Here is a 21842-nt window from a genome sequence, read left to right on the forward strand (position 1 = left end):
GAATTACGTAGAGGATTCAAGATGGCTACTGGAAAGATTGTCCAGGTAATCGGCGCCGTAGTGGACGCCGAGTTCCCTCAGGATAGCGTCCCTAAAGTATACGACGCTCTTGAGGTTATGAATGGTAAAGAAAAACTGGTGCTGGAAGTTCAGCAACAGTTAGGCGGTGGTATCGTTCGTTGTATCGCAATGGGTACATCAGACGGTTTAAGCCGTGGCTTAAAAGTTGAAAACTTGGGCCACCCAATTGAAGTACCAGTAGGTAAAGCAACACTGGGACGTATCATGAACGTTCTGGGTACACCTATTGATATGAAAGGTGATATTGCAACTGAAGAACGTTGGTCTATCCACCGTGAAGCACCTACCTACGAAGAGTTATCAAACTCACAAGAACTGCTTGAAACCGGTATCAAAGTAATGGACTTAATCTGTCCGTTTGCTAAAGGTGGTAAAGTAGGTCTGTTCGGTGGTGCGGGTGTTGGTAAAACAGTTAACATGATGGAATTGATCCGTAATATCGCGATCGAGCACTCAGGTTACTCTGTATTTGCCGGTGTTGGTGAGCGTACTCGTGAGGGTAACGACTTCTATCATGAAATGACAGATTCTAACGTTCTTGACAAAGTATCGTTAGTTTATGGTCAGATGAATGAGCCACCAGGAAACCGTCTGCGTGTAGCACTGACTGGTTTGACTATGGCTGAAAAATTCCGTGATGAAGGCCGTGACGTGCTGTTATTCGTCGATAACATCTATCGTTACACCTTAGCAGGTACTGAAGTATCAGCACTGTTAGGTCGTATGCCATCAGCGGTAGGTTACCAGCCAACATTGGCTGAAGAGATGGGTGTTCTGCAAGAACGTATCACTTCAACCAAAACAGGTTCAATCACCTCTGTACAGGCTGTATACGTACCTGCGGATGACTTAACTGACCCATCACCAGCAACAACGTTTGCTCACTTAGATGCGACAGTTGTACTGAGCCGTCAAATTGCTTCATTAGGTATCTACCCTGCGGTTGACCCACTGGATTCAACCAGTCGTCAGTTAGACCCACTGGTAGTTGGCCAAGAGCACTATGATGTCGCTCGTGGTGTTCAGTCAATCCTGCAACGTTATCAGGAACTGAAAGACATCATCGCTATCTTAGGTATGGATGAACTGTCAGAAGAAGATAAACTGGTTGTTGCGCGTGCGCGTAAGATCCAGCGCTTCCTATCTCAGCCATTCTTCGTTGCTGAAGTATTTACCGGTTCACCAGGTAAGTTCGTTTCCCTGAAAGACACTATCCGTGGCTTTAAAGGTATTCTGAACGGTGATTATGACCACCTGCCAGAGCAGGCGTTCTACATGGTTGGTACTATCGAAGAAGCAGTAGAAAAAGCTAAGAAGCTTTAATACGGCTGACGGGAGGTTGATATGGCCGATACATCGTTCCACCTGAAAGTTGTCAGCGCTGAAAAGCAGTTATATGACGGCGAAGTCAAACGAATTCAGGTAACTGGTAGCGAAGGTGAGCTCGGTATTTATCCGCAGCATACCCCGTTATTAACTGCCATAAAACCGGGCATGGTACGTGTCGTAAAAACATCGGGCGAAGAAGAGGTTATCTACCTTTCAGGTGGTATTCTCGAAGTTCAGCCGACTGGCGTCATTGTACTGGCAGATACAGCTATCCGTGGTCGTGATTTGGATGAAGCGAAAGCGTTGGAATCTAAGCGTAAAGCTGAAGAACACATTCAATCCTCTCATGGTGATGTTGATTATGCTCAAGCATCAGCAGAATTAGCCAAAGCGATTGCAAAACTACGTGTAATCGAATTGACTCGACGTTGATGTAAATAGGCAGTCTATGAATAAAAAAGCCAGTTGGTTCTTCACTAACTGGCTTTTTTGCGTCATGAAATATTTTGTGTGACGAAATATGTAGTATTATTTGGCATAAACAGGTTTACTTGCCATTCTTTACGGGAGTTATCGGGTTAATTATGTCTAATTCAGCTAAAAGCGTTGTTATTCTTGCTGCGGGAAAAGGCACCCGCATGTATTCACAGTTACCTAAAGTTCTTCATAAACTTGCGGGTAAATCCATGGTTCAACATGTGATTGATACTGCCAAGTCATTAGGTGCTCAACAAACACACCTTGTCTATGGGCACGGTGGTGAACTAATGAAAGAAAAATTAGGTTCACAACCTGTTAATTGGGTACTACAAGCGGAGCAACTAGGGACAGGTCACGCAATGCAACAAGCTGCGCCTTTCTTTGCTGATGATGAAGATATCCTGATGCTTTATGGTGATGTTCCACTTATCACCAAAGAAACGTTAGAACGTTTAATTGAAGTAAAACCAGAAGGCGGTATTGGCTTATTAACGGTTATTTTAGATAACCCAACGGGTTATGGTCGTATTGTTCGTGAAAATGGCGAAGTGACTGGCATTATCGAGCAAAAAGATGCTTCTGAAGAACAGCTCAAAATTACTGAAATCAACACAGGTATTTTAGTCGCAAACGGTGGTGATTTAAAACGTTGGTTAGGTAAACTCAATAATAACAATGCACAAAAAGAGTATTACATTACTGACATTATCGCGTTAGCGTATAAAGAAGGCCGTAAAATTGAGACGGCTCACCCTCGTCGTCATAGTGAAATGGAAGGCGTGAATAACCGTTTACAACTGGCTGCATTAGAACGTATTTACCAAACAGAACAAGCAGAACGCTTATTATTAGAAGGTGTCATGTTGCTTGATCCTGCGCGCTTTGATTTACGTGGTACATTAACTCACGGCAAAGATGTCGTGATTGATACTAACGTTATTATTGAAGGTGATGTGACTTTAGGGAATAACGTTGAAATTGGTACAGGTTGTGTCCTGAAAAACTGTGTGATTGGTGATAATTCTATCATTAGCCCATATACGGTGATCGAGGATGCAAACTTAGCACAAGAGTGTACTGTTGGGCCTTTTGCACGTCTTCGCCCTGGTAGTGAATTAGCGGATAAAGCTCACGTTGGTAACTTTGTTGAGATGAAAAAAGCAAGCTTAGGTGTTGGCTCTAAAGCCGGTCATCTGACTTACTTAGGCGATACTGAAGTCGGTGCTAACGTTAATATTGGTGCCGGTACAATCACTTGTAACTACGATGGTGCGAATAAATTCAAAACAGTTATTGGTGATGATGTCTTTATTGGCTCAGATACCCAATTAGTGGCACCAGTGACTGTTGCTAATGGAGCAACCATTGGTGCAGGAACAACGCTCACTAAAAACGTGAATGAAAACGAATTAGTGATCAGTCGAGTTAAGCAAACTCATATCAGTGGATGGAAACGTCCAGTGAAGAAAAAACAATAATTTTAAGATAAGGGCGTATATTTAATTAGCGCCCTTTTCTTGTACGCTATTATTCTAAAAACAAAAAAATATCCCCGCTTTCTACAATGGCTTGGGGAATAAACCAATCAGGTATAAGACATTCAAGTGCGAATAAACGCACAGTTTTAGGAATAACACAATGTGTGGAATAGTAGGTGCAGTTGCACAACGCGATATCGCTGAAATCTTAATTGAAGGCTTACGTCGTTTAGAATACCGCGGTTATGATTCTGCGGGTTTAGCGGTTGTGGATAATGACTGTAAAATGACACGTCTGCGTGAAGCTGGCAAAGTACAAATGTTGGCTGATGAAGCAGAAAAGACACAAGTGATTGGTGGTACAGGTATTGCTCATACACGTTGGGCAACACATGGTGAACCTTGTGAAGATAATGCGCATCCTCATGTATCGGGCACTATTGCCGTGGTACACAATGGCATTATCGAAAACTACCAAGAACTGAAAGCAGAATTAATTAAAAAAGGGTATCAGTTTGCATCTCAAACTGACACTGAAGTAATTGCTCACCTTGTTAACTGGGAACAGCGTCAAGGTGGTACATTACGTGAAGTTGTACAACGCGTTATTCCTCAATTACGTGGTGCTTACGGTACTGTAATTATGGATAGTCGCACACCAGAATTATTAGTGGCTGCACGTTCTGGTAGTCCGCTGGTGGTTGGTCTTGGTGTGGGAGAAAACTTCCTTGCTTCTGACCAATTGGCATTATTACCTGTTACCCGTCGCTTTATCTACCTTGAAGAAGGGGATATTGTTGAAATTACTCGTCGCCACGTTCATATTTTTGATGTAAATGGCGAAGAAGTTAATCGTGATACGATTGAATCAAATGTTCAATACGATGCGGGTGATAAAGGTGTTTATCGCCACTACATGCAAAAAGAGATCTACGAACAGCCTCTGGCGATTAAAAACACCCTTGAAGGTCGTTTAAAATCAGAAACAATTGATCTCAGTGAGTTAGGGCCTAAAGCTGAAGAGATCTTATCTAAAGTTGAGCATATTCAAATTGTAGCTTGCGGGACTTCTTATAACGCAGGTATGGTTTCTCGTTATTGGTTTGAATCTTTAGCAGGTATTCCTTGTGATGTTGAAATTGCATCAGAATATCGCTACCGCAAACCAGCGACTCGCCGTAATAGCTTACTGATCACATTATCTCAATCAGGTGAAACAGCTGATACATTAGCTGCTTTACGTTTATCTAAAGAGCTAGGTTATTTATCTTCTTTAGCAATTTGTAACGTTGCGGGCTCTTCTTTAGTTCGTGAATCTGAATTTGTTTTAATGACTAAAGCGGGTGCTGAAATTGGTGTTGCATCAACCAAAGCATTTACAACACAGTTAACCGTTCTATTAATGCTGGTGGCATATATGGGACGTATTAAAGGTGTTTCGACATTAGAACAGGAAGTTTCAACAGCATTACATGCATTGCCAAGTCGCATTGAAAGCATGTTATCGAAAGATAAAGTGATTGAAGCGTTAGCTGAAGACTTCTCAGAAAAAAGCCATGCTTTATTCTTAGGTCGTGGCGACCAATACCCGATTGCGGTAGAAGGTGCATTAAAGCTAAAAGAGATCTCTTATATTCATGCAGAAGCGTATGCTGCTGGTGAACTAAAACATGGTCCATTAGCTTTAATTGATGCAGATATGCCGGTTATCATCATTGCGCCAAACAATGAATTATTAGAGAAATTAAAATCTAATATCGAAGAAGTTCGGGCACGTGGTGGTTTATTGTATGTGTTTGCTGATCAAGATGCAGGCTTTGAAGAAAACGAAACGATGAAGTTAATTTCACTGCCTCACGTTGAAGAACTGATCGCACCGATTTTCTATACCGTACCATTACAGTTATTGTCTTATCATGTTGCTTTAATTAAAGGCACAGACGTAGACCAACCTCGTAACTTAGCAAAATCTGTTACGGTTGAATAAAAATTAGTTTTATTCTAAAAGAGCCAGTCATGCTGTAAAAAGCTGGCTGGTTTTTTATGGTTATAAAATAAAACTCTGCCTGTAATCGATAACAGGCAGAGGAAAATAGCACTATCGGAGAGATATATCGCAATTAAAACAACACTACAGTAAGAACAAAACTAACTAAGAAAAATAAGTGAAAAAACTAGTTGTAAGACTTAAATAGGGATTGGTTACCCGATTTATCAAAAGCGATAACTTGGTAAGGCTCTTTATAATCACCGGCATACATACCTAAACTTCCCGCAGGCATTCCCCCAACAGCAATACCAGATTTAGATTTATCCACTAAGTCGATATTTTTTAAGCTATCAACCGGGATATGTCCGACTAAGTCTTTACCTTGATAAGTCGCAAAGTGGCAACTTAATAAATTATTGGGTACACCTGCTTGTTGGTACTTTTCCATTAATTGTGTTTCTGAAACGATATTCACTTTAACGTTAAAGCCAGCTTCTTTTACACCATCAGCCCATAAAGTACAGCATCCACAACTCTCTGTTTTATAAACCTCAACAACATTATGGTTAGAAGCATAAGCTGTACTTGTAAAAGCAGAGATTGCAATGATAGAAGGCAGTAATAACTTTTTCATTGTTTATTCCTTTCATTAAATTGATAGACGAAACAATAATCTTTCCCCCTACTGGAAGGTCAATTTAATTAAGGTATAAACGCGTAGAGTTTTGTAAAAAAATATTTATAGAAAACAAAGGTATAAATAATACTTTGCTTATCCTTTTCTGATATTTTTTGAGAATATGACTTGATATAAGTAGAAAAAAGCCTGCATAGCAGGCTTAAAATGGAGAAAACAGGGTAAACGTAGAGTAGTTAGGATGTAAACGACTATGAGGGTATCTCATGAGTTAAATCACCTCTTGCGAAGAGTGGTTGTGCTTTAACTGGTAATAACTATAAACCTAAACCTAACTTGAGATTAAAGCGGAGAAATTTGTATAAAGGATCCAATTTTATTGATTAAACTAAAATATAAAAAAATAAAAAATAAAAAGCTAATATATTTCAGTATATTAGCTTTTATAATAATCAGGTTGTATTTAATTTAAAGACAAATTATTTGATGGTAATTATTTGATAATAGTAATTTGTTTTACGTCGATCTCAGTATTTGTCCACTCTTTATCAACTTTACCTTCAATTCTGACAGTATTTTCTGGTGTCACTGTTTGTCCGCGCCATCTTTTATTATCAATATCTACATTGATACCGCCGGTGCTATCTTCAAAAACATACAGCTCATCACCAATTTTTTTGGTAATTTTTCCCGTTAAGATAACCCAAGTGTCATCAGAAAGATCTTTTGCTTTAGCAACGGTTGTTTCACTAATAGAAGGGCCTTTAAATCCACCTTGCTCTGTGGGGGTCTGAATAGATCCTTGAAAGCCACCTTCATGTGTTGTACTTGCTTGAGATGCAAAAGCCAAAGTACTACCGATTAATAATACAAGTATTTTTTTCATAACAAGCTCGCTTATAGGTTAATAATTCAACTAATTAATGTATTAGATTTTATTTCATTTCTATGTATAAAACCGCATGTTAAGGTAAATTTAAGTATTAATGTATCAACTGATTGATATTAACTTTTAAATTATAGACCTTTATTTTTCTTTGTTCTTTTTGTTGATATAAGAATCTATCACTAAATACTTCTTTTCTCTAAGTTAAATCTACTAGTTATTTCCCCTTGGGATCGGTGTTGGCGGTTATTCAAAAATATACCCTTTGGGATCATTGTTTTTAGATGTATTACCTCTTATCATCCAGCGCCTTCAAATTTTTTTTAATTTTCCCCTATTATTTTTAGAGGTTTTAGGTTTTATGACTAACGAACGCATTGCCAATCCGGGTCCATTAGGTTTAATGGGTTTTGGTATGACAACGATTTTGTTGAACATACATAATGCCGGTTTTTTCCCAGTTGTCTCAGTCATTATGAGTATGGGAATTTTTTATGGTGGGATCGCTCAAGTTATTGCTGGAATTTTTGAGTTCAAAAAAGGCAATACTTTTGGCGCCACTGCATTTACCTCTTACGGCTTTTTTTGGGTAACATTGGTAGGAATTTGGTTATTACCAGTGATGGGCTTAAGCGAACCAACAACACCTCTCTTTTTAGGTGTGTTTTTAGCGCTGTGGGGAATTTTTACCTTTTTCATGTTTATTGGCACATTAAAAGCCAATAGAGCGCTACAGTTTGTCTTTTTAAGCCTGACAGTTTTATTTGCTTTGCTGGCGATAGGAAATATCACCGGCAATGCACTGCTTTTAAAAATTGCAGGTTTTGAAGGTATCATTTGTGGTGCCAGTGCTTTTTATCTTGCAATGGCTGAAGTATTAAATGAGATGTATGGCAGAACAATACTGCCAATTGGTCATAAGTAACAGTTTTATAGAGAAGTGGCTATTTAGCCACTTCTACTACTCGGCTTTTACGGCGAATTAGCTTTCTTGCACACCATGCATAAAGTAGCCCTGCAATAACACCTGAAATATGTGATTCTGTTGATACACCTAATTGTCCTGGGATTAATCCGTAGGCCATTGATCCATAATAGAATAGAACAAAGAGTGCGATCACAATATCGATGATTTTACGTCGAGTAAAAGCGTGAGCAATAAGCAAAGACCACAACCCAAAAATCCATCCACTTGCACCAACGTGAACAGCATTTCGTCCAAAAATCCAAACTAATAAACCGCTTACGATAATGATAAATATACTGGATAACACATATTCTCGTAGAGATTGGGTCATGGATAAAAAGCTAAGAATAAGAAGCGGGAGTAGATTACTAAATAGATGAGACCAAGATCCATGAATGAAAGGCGCAATAAAAATACCAATTAGACCTTCACCTGTTCTTGGAATAATGCCCCATTGAAGAAGAGAGATGGGGAGTAGTGAGTTAATTAGTTGAAGTAATACTAATATGATAGTTAACCCACCAAGAAAAGTGAGTCTTTTTTTAAACCAAATCTTATCCATACCGATAGCCTTAATAATGTGATGGCGCTGATAAAACACTATAAGCTATAAATAGAAGAGCCTTTAAGAAAAAAGAAGAAAGGCTCTTTTTTATTTATCAGTCTAATAAATTAAGGCAAGCAGCTCCACGAGCGCCGCCTGCATCACCATGACGTGCTTTTTCTATTAATGGAATTTGTGCATTGCCGTAAACACAGTGTGAGAGATATTCAGGTAATAGCTCATACAGTGCGTTAAATTGTGATAATCCACCACCAATAACAATCAAATGAGGGTCAAGTACAGTAAGAATATTGCTAAGGTAAATCGAAAGTACTTTCATATAGCGATCAACATGTTCTTGAGTTTTTTCATCGCCTGCATAATATTGCTCAACAATATCAACCGCTCTTTGTGGGGCATCATTGAAGGCTTTATACATGCGTTCAAAACCACGGCCCGATAAATAGGTTTCAAAACACGCTTTTTTGCCACAGCCACAAATAATTTTTGGCATCGTTTCGCCGATCACATTATCTGCATCTACATTCAGATTCATATGACCGATTTCACCAGCAATCCCATTCTTGCCAGACAATACTTTGCCATCAATAACAAATCCGCCACCCACTCCCGTGCCTAATATAAGACCTAATACAGAAGGGTGATGACGAAACTCAGGATCCCAAGCTTCCGATAAGGCAAAGCAGTTAGCATCATTTTCGACTTTAACGGGTCTATTGAGTATATTTGCGAGATCGTGAACCATAGGTTTGTATTTAGCTGCCGGAACATTAGTGGTAAACACTGTTCCTTCTTTAGCATTCACAATACCAGGAACACCCACACCTACTTTTCCCTTACAACCTAGTTCGCTGTCAGCTTCTAAAGTCAGTTCCTTAAAAACATTCAATAATGCCTGATAGTCATTTTTAGGTGTAGGAACACGTTTTTGCCATACTTGAGTTAAATCTTTATCAAAAATGGCAAGCTCAATTTTTGTGCCGCCCATATCAAAACCATAATACATATCAGTCTCTTAATTATTCTGTAAATATTATTTATAGCAACGACAAGGTTGTCGTTACGTGGCCATTTCTATTTCAGTCAATACTTAAGTTATCTCTACTGCTTATATACACTAGGTTAAAGAAGAACAGTGATTGGTGACAGTTGAGTTTTCTTTATCTATTGATTTCTACTTTCAATCAAAACACTACGTACTTTCATTAGAGCAAAGCCTAATAAATTTAATCCATTCCAAAGAAGAGGATTGTTAATCTCGTTATCTTGCTCACTTAAACCGACACCCCATATTTTATCTACGGGGCTTGCCTCAACAAGCACACGATTGCCTGTTGAAATCAGAAATTTACCGAGTTCTTCATTTTGGGAAAATTTAGCGATATTGGCTCGAATAACAATATCCATACGGTGTTGTTCCCAAATGCTTTGGTCAAACCCTTTTACTTCTCTGCCTAATGCTTTTGCTGAGCCTGGATTAGATGTAGTGATAATGCGCTCTCTGACTTCTATATCATTAAATAACTTCGCTTTTTCAGCCATCATATAGTGCTCAGCACTAGCATAATGCACATCATCTAATATAAAAGGTGCTGGATACCATTGGCTAAAGCAACTTTTTGCGATGTCATTACCTTTGCTTTTGTGTCCCCAAAAGTAAACGAACTTTATTTTCCTGCCTGTACGAAATTCTTTTTTTAATTGTTCTAAATCCATCTTTTTTCCCATTATGTTGAATACTCCTAATTCACTTAATAAAGATAGCATAGAAGTAAAGAAGGATAGAGTGCCTTTTTGCTATTCTGTTAGTAGGTGAAGCGATTCGGCTATTTTAAATTATCCTGATTAAATTAATCTTAATTTGATTGGTTTTTGCTGAATGATAAAAAAAATAGAACTTAGTTTCTTAGGATTACTCTTAAAAAACCTCATGTAAAAAACATCTTTATTAATATAGTTACATAAAAAGATAATCTTAAAATGATATTACTCACTTAGTAGAAAGGTGTAGTTAATTAAGTATTCTTAATATAAAAAAGTGTAAATATCGGTATTTATACTGATTATTGGTATTTGTAACTAATGTAATGTTTATTATATTATTAATTCAATAACTTAAATTAATTTATGTACTTATTTTCATTGTTACATTTATTGTTTGAACTACATCACGCTTGTATGTTTGTTAAGCTAAGTTAACAATACCATTTTATAGATAAAATATTACTTAAGTTAATTATTCTGGAATACAGGTTATTCTTAGCGGTATTTACTATAAGTAAATAATAAAACACATCATAGATTGATAATCTATTTTTGTCTTTTATTTTGATGTTTTTTTCTAAAACTTAACCAAGACTGATGTATTTTATTTTCCCTTAATAAAATTAAACGGTCGTAATGTGATAAAAAGCAATAAATTCACCTTTTAGGTGTAAAAAAGAAACCTATTTTGATGATGATCAATATGAATAAATAATGTTTTCTATTTTAAATTATTATTTTTTAGTCTTTTTTAGAATCAAAAAAAGAGAGTTTATTAAAATTGATCTTGATGGCTTCTTTGGTTTTTAGAAGAAATAATATCAATAAATAATTATTTTAGAATTTTATTTTTATAAAATTTATACAAATTGTTATTAATTAACTTTAGTTATTATCTGGTTTTAAAACCTGTTTTTTTAGGTGAAAAAGACGCTATTTTTGATAGTAATAATAAATATTAAATTAAGTAAAAGTACCCATTTTTATAAAGTAAAAATGAGTGCTGTTTTACTTTTTACACTTTTTTTGATGTTGTCTTTTTCATTAAAATAATTATACAATTTAATTTAAATAATCATTACTCCTAATCGGATGATGTTTATTTGTAATTAAATAAATTGGTATTTATAAGATTATTTTACCCTACATAGTTGATGTTCATTAATTGATGATTTAATGAGAGTTTAAATATTAATTTATAAAGATATATTTTTAACTTTTTGTGAAAATTATCTATAAGGTTCTCTCTTCCTTATTTTGGATGAGCATCAAATTATTGAACAAGGTTTAGCGTACTGTTATTAAAGGGGCCACACTATGTATGATGATATTAGTAACCTAAAAGATAAGTTTCAGGAAGATGCCTTTGCTTTTCAGGAGTTTTCTTCCTCTACAATACAAGATGTTGATAATAAAATAGAACCAGTAGTTATAAATAAAGAAGATAATAATAAAATTAGTAATTTAAGTAATAATACGTTTTCTGAAACTTCACTTGTTGTGAAAAACGAACCAAAACAGCCTGTTACTTCATCGTCTATCCCTTCTTATCACCAGGATGCTTTAGTTGTTAAAGCAAAGAAAGACCATTTAATTAAGAGTAAGCAAAATTTGTTAGCAGATAATAAAATATTTGATAGCAAAGAAACAGATAGAGTTCATGCACATGAAAATATATCATTAAAAGATATATTGTCATTTATTGCCTCTGTCTGATCTAAATAAGCAAAACTCTTTGTGTAAATAAATAATATTGACTGGTGTCAATCTTTAGCCATTGTTATTTTATTTTTTAAGATAGGTTTATTTCTTTTCGATATTTATTAATGTCGATGGGGGCCTTTGTCTTAAGAAAAGATCTATGGCGATGACAAAGGTATGGGTTTATGAATAAAATATTTAAAACATTAATTACGGCTTTTCTATTGATAACAATGTTTTCACTCATTGTTATGCCAATGAGCGCCGAACAACAATATATATTCGGTATTATCAATATATTGCTGTTATTTGTTATCGGTTTTAAAAAATCAAAAAAACGATTGTTAACAATGGTTTTTATTTCATTGTTGATGTCAACGCGTTATCTCTACTGGCGTGCAACAAATACCTTAAATTTTAATACAACTATCGAGGCTGTTTTAGGTAGTGGTTTATTTATGGCTGAAATTTATTCTTGGATAATATTAGTTCTAGGATATTTCCAAACATCATGGCCATTAAATAGAAAAATAGCACCTTTACCTAAAGATGTTTCTCAATGGCCTACTGTTGATATTTATATTCCAACCTATAACGAAAGTTTGGATGTAGTACGTGATACCGTCTTAGCTGCACAAGCTATCGATTATCCACAAGATAAAATGAAAGTTTATATATTGGATGATGGTAGCCGTGAAGAATTTAAACAATTCGCTGGTGATGTTGGTGTAACTTACATTGAACGTGAAGTTCATGATCACGCAAAAGCGGGTAACTTAAATCATGCGATGGGATTAACTGACGGTGAGCTAATTTGTGTTTTTGACTGTGACCACATCTCAACACGTATTTTCTTACAGGCAACAGTCGGCAGCTTCCTTGAAGATCCAAAATTAGCGCTGATCCAAACACCACACTATTTCTACTCGCCAGACCCATTTGAACGTAACTTAAGTGCGGCTAAAGATGCACCGCATGAGGGTGCGCTTTTCTATGGCCCTGTTCAACGTGGTAATGATAACTGGAATGCGACATTCTTCTGTGGTTCATGTGCTGTTATGCGTCGTAGTGCCCTTGAAGAAATCGGTGGTATCGCTGTTGAAACAGTAACCGAAGATGCGCATACTGCGCTTAAATTACAACGTTTAGGTTGGAACTCTGCATTTATTGATATTCCTTTAGCCGCAGGTCTTGCAACAGAACGTTTAGCATTACACGTTAACCAACGTATCCGTTGGGCTAGAGGGATGACGCAAATATTCCGTGTCGATAATCCAATGTTAGGTCGTGGTTTAACATTCCCTCAGCGTTTATGTTATCTCAATGCCATGCTCCATTTTCAGTACGGTTTACCTCGTATCATCTTCTTGACTGCACCGTTACTGTTTATGTTATTTAACCTCAATATTATCGCTTCATCCGCCAGCATGATATTTGCCTATGCGCTACCACACTTAATCATGTCGGTTTATGTAAACTCGAAAAATATCGGTAAATACCGTTACTCTTTCTGGGGCGAAATTTATGAAACCGTTATGGCATTTAGTTTGGTGTTACCAACTTTACTGAGCTTAGTTTCACCAAAATTAGGTAAATTTAACGTAACAGATAAAGGTGATTTGCTTGATAAAAGCTATATGGATTACCTCACTGTGCGTCCATTAATCATCACTGCACTTCTTCTTATCACTGGGATTTCATGGGTTATTGTTCGTTACCTATTAAATGACTTCCAAGGTATTGATCCACTGGTTATTGTTTTAAACCTGGCTTGGGCAACTTACAGTTTATTTATCATTCTTGCCTCTATTGCAGTAGGTAAAGAGACTCGACAAATTCGTAAGCATACACGGATCAACGCATCTCTCCCTATTACCTTACATTTTGATGATGGTGCTGAGTTAACGACAACTACTGAAGATATTTCAATGGGGGGTGTTCGCATTGTCGTGAATAAGATGTCTGAACTTCGCCAACGTAATGTCACTTCAATCACTCTGAATGTGCAACGAGATGAAGTTACTGTTCCTGTTGATATGGTGAGTTTAGAAAGCAATCAACTACGTCTTGAATTCTTGCCTATTGATTTAAATCTTCGCCGCAAATTAGTGCGTATTGTCTTTGGTCGTGCTGATGCATGGATCCATCAAGCTGATTATAAAGACAAACCATTTAAAGAATTGGCAGGCATTACGCGTTGTATTTTTGAACTGTTCTTTGGTCGTCGCCAAAAAGTGAAAGCACCAGCAACAAGAACGAAAGCAAAAGCTTCACTCTCTGTGCAATCTATTAACGGGGATGACTAAGCATGAAAAAGAAACTGACATTAATGCTAAGCCTAACGGCAATGGCGATAGCAAGTATTAATCTTTCTCAAGCAGATACCGGAATGTTAGATCTAGGAGGAGAGCTTTTACCTGATCCAACTTCTTATACGCATTCCCCAGTACAACAAAATGCGAATAACCCGATCCAACTTGAAGAGGGCGTATTGTCTGAAGCGCGTAATATCGAAGAGCAATTAACATTGGCACAGATGGGAAGTCCATCACCTATCGTGTTATCAGGAAGAAGATTACTTTCTGGTGTGACGTTTAATATGGCGAACGATTTATTTATTGATAACGCCACATTAACGATGAAAGTGAAAGCGTCTCAAGGATTAATTCAATCTGATCAAACACTTCACTTAATGCTAAATGGTCAACCTATGGGATTTCTACCTTTAGAAGAAGGTGGGCAAGAGCATGAATATATTTTAGAAATCCCTGAAATAATGTTGACGAATGTAAATAACCTCAGCTTTCGTTTAGCCAATCGTGATGCATTGGATGAAAACCAATGTATTCCTCCATTAGCTGAAGGATTAAGTCTGGTTATTTCACCTGATTCATCATTAGATTATCGAGGTCGCTGGATTAATGGCGGGTATAGTCTGGAACGATTGCCCCTACCGTTCTTTGATCCTGACAGAATGACAGCGACCTCGTTACCCATCATATTGTCAGATAAACCTGATCATGCAGAGGTAACAACAGCAGCTATTGCTGCATCATGGTTTGGCAGTTTCAGTCATGATATTAAGCAAGTTGATTTACCTGTTTTAATGAATCAGTTACCTGAAAGTGATGGTATTTTAGTCGGCTATTCAGGACAGACTATTGCGGGTATTACACTACCTTCAGGAAATAGTGGGCAATTAACCATTGTTGATAACCCGGTCGATCCTGTTTTTAAATTATTACTGATCAGTGGTGATAATGATAAATCTCTTCGCCAAGCAGTATGGGCGTTAAACAACGGTAAATTGCCACAAAACGATCACTTAGTGGTGACTTCTCAAACGCTTGCTATGCGTAAAGATTATGATGCACCTCGTTGGTTAAATACCAATAAACCTGTTTCGTTAAGTCAAATTGCCAATGGTAGTGATGACTTTTCGCGTCAAGGTATTAACCATGCACCGAACCAGTTTTCGTTTCGTGTCTCTCCCGATCTCTTTTGGTGGGATGGTGATGCGTTACCTTTAGATTTGAAATATGTTTTCCCTCATTCGGATAAACTAAATAGTCGTCGCTCTTCATTGATTGCTTCTTTGAATAACCAATTCTTAGGTGCGTTGTATCCTGCGCGTTCAGAACCTTTAGGTATATTAAGACAATGGCTAGGAATGGAGAGTGAACAGCAAAATAGCACGCTCTATTTAAATCCTCGTCAGATCTACAGTCAGAATCAATTGCAGTTTTATTTTGACTTACGTGAACCTGAGGATGCTCCTTGTATTTTAACGGATGGCAGTAGCTTAATTAGCCAAATTGATCCGCAATCAACGCTGCAATTTAAAAATACTTGGCACTACTCAAGAATGCCGAACTTGGCTTATTTTTCAGGGGCATCATTCCCATTTAGTCGCCGTGCGGATTTTTCACAAACCACACTGCTATTACCTGAAAATCCAACAATAGAAGAGCTTTATACCTTAGTGAACTTAATGGCGAGATCAGGCTATGCCACAGGTACACCGGTTTCTCATGCATCAGTTTTCTTAGGTGCTAAAGAGCTTGAGAAAAATAATCTCTCTCAACACGATGTGTTAGCTATTGGCTCATTAAGTAGTGACGGTTTTTTACCAGCACGTTTTTCACAACAAGCTTTCTCGTTTTTAAATAAAAACGTCGAAGTCAAACCGCAATCATTGATTGATAAAGCAAAAGGTTGGATGGCTGGCGATTATTTATCTCAAAGTGATGATGCTGCAAGTTACTTATCTTCAGTGAAAGATTGGCGTGGCATGATAAGTTTTATCTCACCTTGGGCAAGCGATAGGATTGTCGTGTTAGTTACCGCGAAAGGTAATGATTCGATAAAAACCATTATCAATGACTTAAATTTAGCCCAAATAAATGCGGCGATTAAAGGCGATATCACACTTATTAGTGGTAAAGACACCGTAAAAAGTTTCCATTTAGGTGAACACTTCTCGCAAGGTGACTTACCTTTCTTACAACAATTCCTTTGGTATAGCTCTAGGCACGTCTATTTGCTGGGTCTTTTAGCGGTTGGTTTTTGTGCGTTGACGGGCTTCGTGACTTATTACTGGTTACAACGTCGTTCAACTCGTCGTTTACATCAGATATCACAGCATCGTTCAGACAAATAAGGGGGATATGGGATGAAAAATCACGCACTTAATATCATCGTTCAAGTCATCTATGCAGGTTGCATTCTAGGGGCTTCAAGCCAAGTACAAGCAACCGCAGTTGAGGCAAATACAACAGCAACTGATCCAAGTATTGTCAGTTCTCTTATTGAACAAGCTAATTATTGGCATGGTAGAGCGCACGATGAACGTGCAGTAGAAGCATTGCAAAAAGTTTTGATTATGGAAAGCAATAATCAGGATGCACTGTATTTAATGGCATTCTTTACTGCACAACAAGGTAATGAAAAACAAGCAACTTATTGGCGAGAAAAACTTGCGCAAATTGCACCGCAAGATCCACGAATTGAAGGATTAAAAAACATCCGTTCATCACAATTTAGTGAACAACAATTAGGATATGCCAGAGAGTTAGCGAAAAAGGGGCAACACGAAGAAGCGATAAAAGCGTACCAACGTTTATTTGTGAGCAGTGAGCCACCTGAAACACTGGTGTTAGAATATTATCAAACGATGGCAGGTGTACCGGCAATGTTGCCTCAAGCCATTACGGGATTAAAGCAACGTGCTGCATTGATGCCTGATAATAAAGAAACGCAAAAAGCATTAGGATTAACACTGACTTATAACGAAGAGACTCGTCGTGAAGGGATAACTATTTTAGGGAATATCTCGGGTGATGAGTCGGCCAAAAAAGGTCTGCGTCAAGCACTGTTATGGTTGAATGTTCGCCCTGATGATGAAGTGTTATATAAAACTTATTTGCAAGCAAACCCGAACGATAAAGCGGTTGCAGAGCATTTCCAAGGTGCTATTCAAGGTAATGCACGCCAAGCAGGTTATACCGCATTAAACAAAGGAAAATTGAAAGAAGCCGAAGGTTATTTTAAACAAGCTTTGGCGTCAGATAACAATGATGCGCAAGCCTTAGCAGGTTTAGGCTATATCGCATTACGTTCAGGTGATTTAACCACCGGTCAGCGTTTATTAAATCAAGCTGCGCAATCGGGTGGCGAACAAGGCAGTAAATGGAAGCAACAAGCGGAAGATGCGGGTTTTTATGCACAATTACGCAACGCACAACAACGCGCTAAACAAGGAAATATTCAACAAGCTATTGAACAATTAGCCCCATTAACCAGTGCTTCAGGTGAAAAAGGGTTATCAGCCAATTTATTACAAGCTGACTTATTGCGAAAGCAAGGTAATTTACCGGCTGCCCACCAATTGCTGTCAGGGCTTTATCAGCAAAATAGTCGTAATGAAAAAGTGATTTCTGCTTATTACTATTTATTAGTTCAGGAAGGACAGAATACGAAAGCAGAACAATTACTGGCTCAACAATCTGCTTCTTTGCGTCAAAAATTGACTGCGAATACCGATCCTTCTGAGAAATTACGCCGTGAAGCGCAAAAAGCATTAGAAAGTGGTAATCGTGTTCAAGCAAGACAATTACTTTTACAAGCACAGCGTAAAAACCCGCAAAATAACTGGGTTTACCTTGATTTAGCACGCTTAATGACGGCTGATGGCAATAGTGTTGGTGCAAAAAATATTATTTCACAGCTACAAAACCGCAGAACAAGAGATTCTGATTATGTGGCATCTCTATTTTATGTTGAGCAAAAAGAGTGGGATAAAGTTTTTAACTTACTCAGTAGCCATAATCAACAAACTGAAGCTGAAAAAGAGTTATTACAGCGTGCTCGTTTCCATCGCCAACTTGCGCAAGCTGACCATTATCGTCAGGCTGGAAACCTTGTGGCCATGCGTAATATTTTACGTCCATTAATTAATCAAGTTGCTGATTATCCAAATGATGTGGGTGAATTAGCAGAGAAATTAGTTAACAGTGGATTAAACGATGAAGCGTTACAATTAGTTGAAAGTGATATTGCAAAAGGCACTAAAGGCTCGGTAGGTAACTATGCAAGTCACATCAACGTTCTCAATGAGTTAGGCCATTATACACAGGCATCTAGCTTGATTAATGATCCCGCTTTACAACAAGAAACACCGATTGTTGAGAAAAAACGTTTAGAAGTTGCCACTAAAGTTGCGCAAGCCGATAGCTTACGTGAAAAAGGCGAAATTAAAGCGGCTTACGACATGTTAGTCATTGCTTTAAAAGCATCACCTAATGATCCCGATTTATTAATGGCATTAAGTCGTGTTTATTTAGCGCAATCAATGCCTGAACAATCAAACAAAATTCTTTCTTACTTAGAAAAAGAGCAAGGAAAAGATAGCAAATTAATCCAAGCTCAAATTGAAGTGGCATTAGCACAGAAAGATGGAAGAAAAGCACAGCAGTTGTTGCAGCAAATTCCTTCATCTTCACAACCAGCTTATTTATTACAAGCCGCGCAAATTGCGCAATTAAATGGTGAAAATCGTAAAGCATTAACGTTACTGCGTAGTGCGCAATGGCAAAACAGTGATAGCACATTAAAAACCTCTGTCGGCCAATTAAGTACGTTAGGAGGCAGTGATAATCCTGCTATTGCGGGTTCTATCTATGAACGTAAAGAGATGGCATCGGTTCAACGTTCTATTCGTGAGCTAGAAGAGAAAGTCTCACCTTGGGTACAGGGTGGTGTAGCTATACGTCATCGTAATGGTGATAAAGGATTATCTAACGTCACCGAAATTTCAGCACCAATGAGTATTTCAAGTGTACCTGGTGAAGAATTCCGTTGGGAATTTAGTGTTAACCCAGTTTCAATGACCAGTGGTTCGGTTTCAGGAGAAAGAGCTAACCGCTTTGGTACTGGTCAGCTTCAACATGCTGAACGCTTTGCTAAGAATAGCGATAACCATGATGAGAAAAACAAAATTAATGCCGATGAAGCAGGTAGCCAACGTGCTTCAGGTGTTGAATTAGGACTGCGTTTATCAGACAAGGATGTCAGCTTTGATGTGGGCTCAACGCCATTAGGTAAAGATACTGCAACGGTTGTCGGTGGCCTCACATATTCACCTCAAATTAGCCAAAATGGCCAACTAACACTGACCGCAGAGCGCAGAGCCATAAAAGATAGTCTACTTTCTTATATGGGGCGTACTGATCCAATGACTGGCGAAAGTTGGGGCCGTGTAACTCGTAACGGCGCTAAAGTTCAATATGCTTGGGATGATGGAAAAATAGGTGCTTATGCTGGTGGTGGTTTCTATAACTACGAAGGTAAAAGTGTTGCGAGTAATGATGAAGTGAAAGCGTGGATTGGCACTTATGCTAAGTTCTATAAAGATGATCAACAAGAAGTAAAAGCGGGTGTGCATGTTGATTATATGAACTTTAGAAATAACCAAAACTACTTCTCTCTAGGACACGGTGGCTACTTTAGCCCACAAGATTATGTGTCTGTTTCATTGCCTGTTGCTTATACCCGTCGTTTTGAAAAAGGCGAAGTCTCATTAAATGGTGCAATAGGGATACAAAGTTACAAACAGAAAGGTAGCGATTATTTCCCAACACATGGTTATATGCAAAACGCATTAAATAAAAAGAATGCGAGCGATCCTCGTATTAAATCTCAGTACGAAGAAGAAGACGAAACGAATTTTACTTACAGATTAGGTTTAGACGCGAAATATTATTTAAACAAAGAAACCGAGTTAGGTGTCAGCTTATCGCATGATACATCGGGTGATTATGCTGAAGATAATATGTGGTTACACTTAAAATATACCCCAGACTTCCTGTCTAAATAATTAAGGAGACAAATAATGAATAAGCATGACAGTGATATCTTACAATTACCTTTTGAAAGTGGCTGGCAAGATCTAACTCAATTATTATTTTTTCAAATCTTAAATGACAATGATATTTCTACTGCTGGAAATAAATTAAGGAACATAGGTAAAGATATTGCCTTACGTTATCCTTTACCTGAAAGCGAAAATATTCAATTACTTGAATCACATATTAATCGCGTATTAACACTATTTAAATGGGGTTTTGTCACGATATCTCCTGCAATGAGCGAACTTTTACTGGTTCATTGTGCATGGCCTCATTTTACGCAAAGCCAAGATGATGGTCAGTGGCGTGTTGCAAGTGCCGGTGTTTTAGAAGGGTTATATGAAGGCTGGTTAACGGATCAAGGTGGTAATGCCAAGATGCAAGTACATCGTCAACCTACTGATGCAAAAGATGTCTTTATTTTCCGCTATGCGCATAACTCATCAGCCGAATAATAATATATATGCTTTATTGATGAGCATAGGAGGTCAAAAATGAATGAAATGATATTTAATGATGATAATTCTAAATGCTTATTAATAAAGCAATTTACTAATAATGTTTTCATGATGTTAGTAACAGATATTAATGGCATCATTATTTATGCAAATGAAAAATATTGCGAATTTAATAATGTTCACTTTGAAAATATAAAAGGTAAAAAATACAGCTTATTTGACTTAGTTGATGAGAATCAAATTAATTATTGTGTAAATGGTAATAATGATAATAAGGGAGTATATCGATTAGAAGCCAAAAGAAATAACGATACAAAAAAAGATATATGGGAAGATATTAGTATTATTCCTGTTTTTGATGAAAGTAATTTAATTTCTCACTATGTGTTTATTAGCTTAGATATTACTGATAAGGTAGAGCTAAGAAACGAGTTGTTTAATAAAAGCTATATTGACTCATTAACTGGAATATCTAATCGATTAAGTATTGTTGAAAAAATCGAAAATGAACGCTTAAATATTTCACAGCCATCTTCATTTTGTCTTGGTATTATAGATTGCGATAAATTTAAATCTATTAATGATCAATTCGGGCATCATGCAGGCGATAAGGTATTGTGTGAAATATCAAAACGATTGTCACAGTTAGAAAATAGTGAAGTCTATTGTGGGCGGCTTGGTGGCGATGAATTTGCTGTGCTTTTCCCTAAAGGATTACGTTCTTGTTCTGTGATTTTGTTAGAAATAATAGAATCACTTTGGAAATCAATGGAAAAGCCCATCGATATTAATTCGGATTTTATGTTAACCCCTTCAATTAGTTTAGGTATTGCTGAATATCCTAAAGATGGAAAAACATTATCTGAATTATTAAAATCTGCAGATGAAACACTTTATTCTATAAAAGAAATGGGTGGTAACAAATATGGATTTTATTCCGGATTTTAAATAAAAGATTTTAAATAGAAAGTTTTTTAGTAAAGATATATTAAAAATAACGTTATCTCTTTTTAACGAAGAGGGAGATGACTGTTTTTAAAATATATCTAGCATTCCTGATGAAATATAAGCGTAAATTTAAAATAATACTAAATATTAGTT

16 protein-coding genes are annotated in these 21842 nt (G+C 37.1%); 11 read left to right on the forward strand and 5 right to left on the reverse strand.

What is annotated here, in order from left to right; translation table 11 throughout:
- Nucleotides 1–21: 21 nt before the first annotated feature.
- The 4 genes from atpD to glmS all read left to right on the forward strand — a co-directional run bounded on the left by atpD (nt 22) and on the right by glmS (nt 5355).
- Nucleotides 22–1404: a F0F1 ATP synthase subunit beta gene (gene atpD, locus C0T34_RS12295; protein WP_023583323.1), complete on the forward strand. Its 1383-nt coding sequence runs from the start codon at nt 22–24 to the stop codon at nt 1402–1404.
- 21 nt (nt 1405–1425) lie between these two features.
- Nucleotides 1426–1842 (forward strand): F0F1 ATP synthase subunit epsilon, encoded by a 417-nt coding sequence (locus C0T34_RS12300; protein ID WP_006534340.1) that lies wholly within the window; start codon nt 1426–1428, stop codon nt 1840–1842.
- Nucleotides 1843–1994: 152 nt separating this feature from the next.
- Nucleotides 1995–3368 carry a bifunctional UDP-N-acetylglucosamine diphosphorylase/glucosamine-1-phosphate N-acetyltransferase GlmU gene (glmU, locus tag C0T34_RS12305; RefSeq protein ID WP_098941544.1) on the forward strand — a complete coding sequence of 458 codons (1374 nt, stop codon included), beginning with the start codon at nt 1995–1997 and terminating at the stop codon, nt 3366–3368.
- A gap of 160 nt (nt 3369–3528) precedes the next feature.
- Nucleotides 3529–5355: a glutamine--fructose-6-phosphate transaminase (isomerizing) gene (gene glmS, locus C0T34_RS12310; protein WP_109850226.1), complete on the forward strand. Its 1827-nt coding sequence runs from the start codon at nt 3529–3531 to the stop codon at nt 5353–5355.
- A 187-nt stretch (nt 5356–5542) separates the two neighbouring features.
- Here glmS and C0T34_RS12315 read toward each other — a convergent pair whose 3' ends face one another.
- Nucleotides 5543–5992, reverse strand: a complete 450-nt coding sequence (locus tag C0T34_RS12315) for a DUF411 domain-containing protein (protein WP_098941542.1) — start codon at nt 5990–5992, stop codon at nt 5543–5545.
- Nucleotides 5993–6488: 496 nt separating this feature from the next.
- Nucleotides 6489–6881 (reverse strand): YgiW/YdeI family stress tolerance OB fold protein, encoded by a 393-nt coding sequence (locus C0T34_RS12320; RefSeq protein WP_098941541.1) that lies wholly within the window; start codon nt 6879–6881, stop codon nt 6489–6491.
- 361 nt (nt 6882–7242) lie between these two features.
- On the opposite strand from C0T34_RS12320, the gene satP reads away from it, so the two are divergent.
- Entirely contained in the window at nt 7243–7806 is a 564-nt protein-coding gene (satP, locus tag C0T34_RS12325; protein WP_109850227.1) for an acetate uptake transporter, read from the forward strand.
- Nucleotides 7807–7825: 19 nt separating this feature from the next.
- On the opposite strand, the gene C0T34_RS12330 is transcribed toward satP, so the two are convergent.
- The 3 genes from C0T34_RS12330 to C0T34_RS12340 all read right to left on the reverse strand — a co-directional run bounded on the left by C0T34_RS12330 (nt 7826) and on the right by C0T34_RS12340 (nt 10141).
- Nucleotides 7826–8410 carry a rhomboid family intramembrane serine protease gene (locus tag C0T34_RS12330; protein ID WP_098941540.1) on the reverse strand — a complete coding sequence of 195 codons (585 nt, stop codon included), beginning with the start codon at nt 8408–8410 and terminating at the stop codon, nt 7826–7828.
- A 97-nt stretch (nt 8411–8507) separates the two neighbouring features.
- Nucleotides 8508–9419 carry an N-acetylglucosamine kinase gene (gene nagK, locus C0T34_RS12335; protein WP_109850228.1) on the reverse strand — a complete coding sequence of 304 codons (912 nt, stop codon included), beginning with the start codon at nt 9417–9419 and terminating at the stop codon, nt 8508–8510.
- A 158-nt stretch (nt 9420–9577) separates the two neighbouring features.
- On the reverse strand, nt 9578–10141 hold the full coding sequence (locus C0T34_RS12340) for an NADAR family protein (RefSeq protein ID WP_226892340.1): 564 nt from the start codon (nt 10139–10141) through the stop codon (nt 9578–9580).
- Between the two features lie 1353 nt (nt 10142–11494).
- Here C0T34_RS12340 and C0T34_RS12345 point away from each other — a divergent pair.
- From C0T34_RS12345 to C0T34_RS12370, 6 genes are all read left to right on the forward strand, one after another.
- Entirely contained in the window at nt 11495–11893 is a 399-nt protein-coding gene (locus C0T34_RS12345) for a hypothetical protein (RefSeq protein WP_098941538.1), read from the forward strand.
- A 170-nt stretch (nt 11894–12063) separates the two neighbouring features.
- Nucleotides 12064–14184 carry a UDP-forming cellulose synthase catalytic subunit gene (bcsA, locus tag C0T34_RS12350; RefSeq protein WP_098941537.1) on the forward strand — a complete coding sequence of 707 codons (2121 nt, stop codon included), beginning with the start codon at nt 12064–12066 and terminating at the stop codon, nt 14182–14184.
- A 2-nt stretch (nt 14185–14186) separates the two neighbouring features.
- A complete protein-coding gene (gene bcsB, locus C0T34_RS12355) occupies nt 14187–16538 on the forward strand; it encodes a cellulose biosynthesis cyclic di-GMP-binding regulatory protein BcsB (RefSeq protein WP_098941536.1) in 2352 nt (783 codons plus the stop codon).
- Nucleotides 16539–16550: 12 nt separating this feature from the next.
- Nucleotides 16551–20252 carry a cellulose biosynthesis protein BcsC gene (locus C0T34_RS12360; RefSeq protein ID WP_098941535.1) on the forward strand — a complete coding sequence of 1234 codons (3702 nt, stop codon included), beginning with the start codon at nt 16551–16553 and terminating at the stop codon, nt 20250–20252.
- A gap of 15 nt (nt 20253–20267) precedes the next feature.
- Nucleotides 20268–20738, forward strand: a complete 471-nt coding sequence (gene bcsD, locus C0T34_RS12365; protein WP_098941534.1) for a cellulose biosynthesis protein BcsD — start codon at nt 20268–20270, stop codon at nt 20736–20738.
- 39 nt (nt 20739–20777) lie between these two features.
- The gene (locus C0T34_RS12370) at nt 20778–21689 is read left to right on the forward strand and encodes a sensor domain-containing diguanylate cyclase (RefSeq protein ID WP_109850229.1); all 912 of its coding nucleotides are present in this window, start codon (nt 20778–20780) and stop codon (nt 21687–21689) included.
- The last annotated feature ends 153 nt before the right edge of the window (nt 21690–21842 follow it).

The sequence above is a fragment of the Proteus sp. CA142267 genome (assembly GCF_003336825.1).
In the GTDB taxonomy this organism is placed as follows: Bacteria; Pseudomonadota; Gammaproteobacteria; order Enterobacterales; family Enterobacteriaceae; genus Proteus; species Proteus terrae.